2 rRNA genes are annotated in these 2,870 nt (G+C 58.3%); both read right to left on the bottom strand.

Annotated features, from left to right (window positions below):
* A 23S ribosomal RNA gene (locus VKV29_RS00805) occupies positions 1-1,136 on the bottom strand; the annotation flags it as partial.
* 477 nt (positions 1,137-1,613) lie between these two features.
* Positions 1,614-2,870: ribosomal RNA gene (locus VKV29_RS00800) — 16S ribosomal RNA — on the bottom strand; the annotation flags it as partial.

The following is a 2,870-nucleotide window of genomic DNA, read 5'->3' as shown; positions in this document are numbered from 1 at the left end:
TGCAACTCCACATCCTTTCCCACTTAGCACACGCTTAGGGGCCTTAGTCGGTGGTCTGGGTTGTTTCCCTCTCGACGATGAAGCTTATCCCCCACCGTCTCACTGCTGCGCTCTCACGTACCGGCATTCGGAGTTTGGCTGACGTCAGTAACCTGGTCGGGCCCATCGGCCATCCAGTAGCTCTACCTCCGGCAAGAAACACGCAACGCTGCACCTAAATGCATTTCGGAGAGAACCAGCTATCACGAAGTTTGATTGGCCTTTCACCCCTACCCACAGCTCATCCCCCAGGTTTTCAACCCTGGTGGGTTCGGTCCTCCACGACGTCTTACCGTCGCTTCAACCTGGCCATGGGTAGATCACTTCGCTTCGGGTCTAGAGCATGCGACTGGACCGCCCTGTTCGGACTCGCTTTCGCTACGGCTCCCCCACACGGGTTAACCTCGCCACATACCACTAACTCGCAGGCTCATTCTTCAAAAGGCACGCCGTCACAACCAATACAGGTCGCTCCGACGGTTTGTAAGCAAACGGTTTCAGGAACTCTTTCACTCCCCTCCCGGGGTACTTTTCACCTTTCCCTCACGGTACTTGTCCGCTATCGGTCATCTGGGAGTATTCAGGCTTACCAGGTGGTCCTGGCAGATTCACACGGGATTTCTCGGGCCCCGTGCTACTTGGGATCCCTTCCACGCGCACGTAGATGTTTCGACTACGGGACTGCCACCCTCTTCGGTCAGCCATTCAAGACTGTTCGTCTACACCACGCGACATACGAGTACAGTTCGGCAGAACTGTCCGAAGGTCCCACAACCCCGACCATGCAACACCTGCCGGCTCTCACACATGATCGGTTTAGCCTCTTCCGGTTTCGCTCGCCACTACTCACGGAATCACTGTTGTTTTCTCTTCCTGCGGGTACTGAGATGTTTCACTTCCCCGCGTTCCCTCTACCCGCCCTATACATTCAGGCGGGAGTCACCCGGTCCCATCACTGGGCCGGGCGGGGTTTCCCCATTCGGAGACCCTCGGATCGAAGCCCGCTTATCGGCTCCCCGAGGATTATCGCAGATTGCTACGTCCTTCTTCGGCTCCAGATGCCAAGGCATCCACCGTTTGCTCTTCGAAACTTGACCACACACATGAGTATGAATCGTGCCCGTCCCCACCCATCGAAGAGCAGGAACCGGACATGACCAATGACTGATCCGAAGATCAGAATCATTATGAATCCACGCGAACCCGGACAACCCGAAAGCTGCCCGACCCACGCGATTCGAAGATGCTCGCGTCCACTGTGTAGTTCTCAACGTACGATCGGCGCCCCAACCAGGAAGGAGCAACGCTCCCACCCGGATCGAGGCCCGAGGTCACGATCCCCCGGACGTTCCCGCCCAGGACGTCGATCCCTCAGGACCCAACAGCGTGCACACCACCGACCCCCCGGCCCGTCCCGTTCCTGACCCCACCGAAGCAGGACCGTACTGAGCACGAACCGGTCTCCCGGCAGTACATCGTCAACGTTCCACCCATGAGCTGACCACCCCGGAACGTTCGTCCGAGTCGTGGCTCTGGCAGCCGGCCACGAGGACCGGACCGCAGATGCTCCTTAGAAAGGAGGTGATCCAGCCGCACCTTCCGGTACGGCTACCTTGTTACGACTTAGTCCTAATCACCGATCCCACCTTCGACGGCTCCCTCCACAAGGGTTGGGCCACCGGCTTCGGGTGTTACCGACTTTCATGACTTGACGGGCGGTGTGTACAAGGCCCGGGAACGTATTCACCGCAGCGTTGCTGATCTGCGATTACTAGCGACTCCGACTTCATGAGGTCGAGTTGCAGACCTCAATCCGAACTGAGACCGGCTTTTTGGGATTCGCTCCACCTCGCGGTATTGCAGCCCTTTGTACCGGCCATTGTAGCATGCGTGAAGCCCAAGACATAAGGGGCATGATGATTTGACGTCATCCCCACCTTCCTCCGAGTTGACCCCGGCAGTCTCCTATGAGTTCCCGGCATGACCCGCTGGCAACATAGAACGAGGGTTGCGCTCGTTGCGGGACTTAACCCAACATCTCACGACACGAGCTGACGACAACCATGCACCACCTGTGCACCTGCCTTGCGGGGAGACCATCTCTGGCCTTTTCAGGTGCATGTCAAGCCTTGGTAAGGTTCTTCGCGTTGCATCGAATTAATCCGCATGCTCCGCCGCTTGTGCGGGCCCCCGTCAATTCCTTTGAGTTTTAGCCTTGCGGCCGTACTCCCCAGGCGGGGCGCTTAATGCGTTAGCTGCGACACGGAGACCGTGGAATGGCCCCCACATCTAGCGCCCAACGTTTACGGCGTGGACTACCAGGGTATCTAATCCTGTTCGCTCCCCACGCTTTCGCTCCTCAGCGTCAGTTACGGCCCAGAGATCTGCCTTCGCCATCGGTGTTCCTCCTGATATCTGCGCATTCCACCGCTACACCAGGAATTCCAATCTCCCCTACCGCACTCCAGTCTGCCCGTACCCACTGCAGGCGCGAGGTTGAGCCTCGCGTTTTCACAGCAGACGCGACAAACCGCCTACGAGCTCTTTACGCCCAATAATTCCGGACAACGCTTGCACCCTACGTATTACCGCGGCTGCTGGCACGTAGTTAGCCGGTGCTTCTTCTGCAGGTACCGTCACCCGAAGGCTTCTTCCCTGCCAAAAGAGGTTTACAACCCGAAGGCCGTCATCCCTCACGCGGCGTTGCTGCATCAGGCTTGCGCCCATTGTGCAATATTCCCCACTGCTGCCTCCCGTAGGAGTCTGGGCCGTGTCTCAGTCCCAGTGTGGCCGGTCACCCTCTCAGGCCGGCTACCCGTCGTCGCCTTGGT

Origin of the sequence: Chthonomonas sp. (assembly GCF_035294165.1) — a bacterium.
Lineage (GTDB): Bacteria > Armatimonadota > Chthonomonadetes > Chthonomonadales > Chthonomonadaceae > Chthonomonas.
The sequence above is the reverse complement of the archived record's forward strand: the minus strand, read 5'-3'. Positions and strand labels throughout refer to the sequence as shown.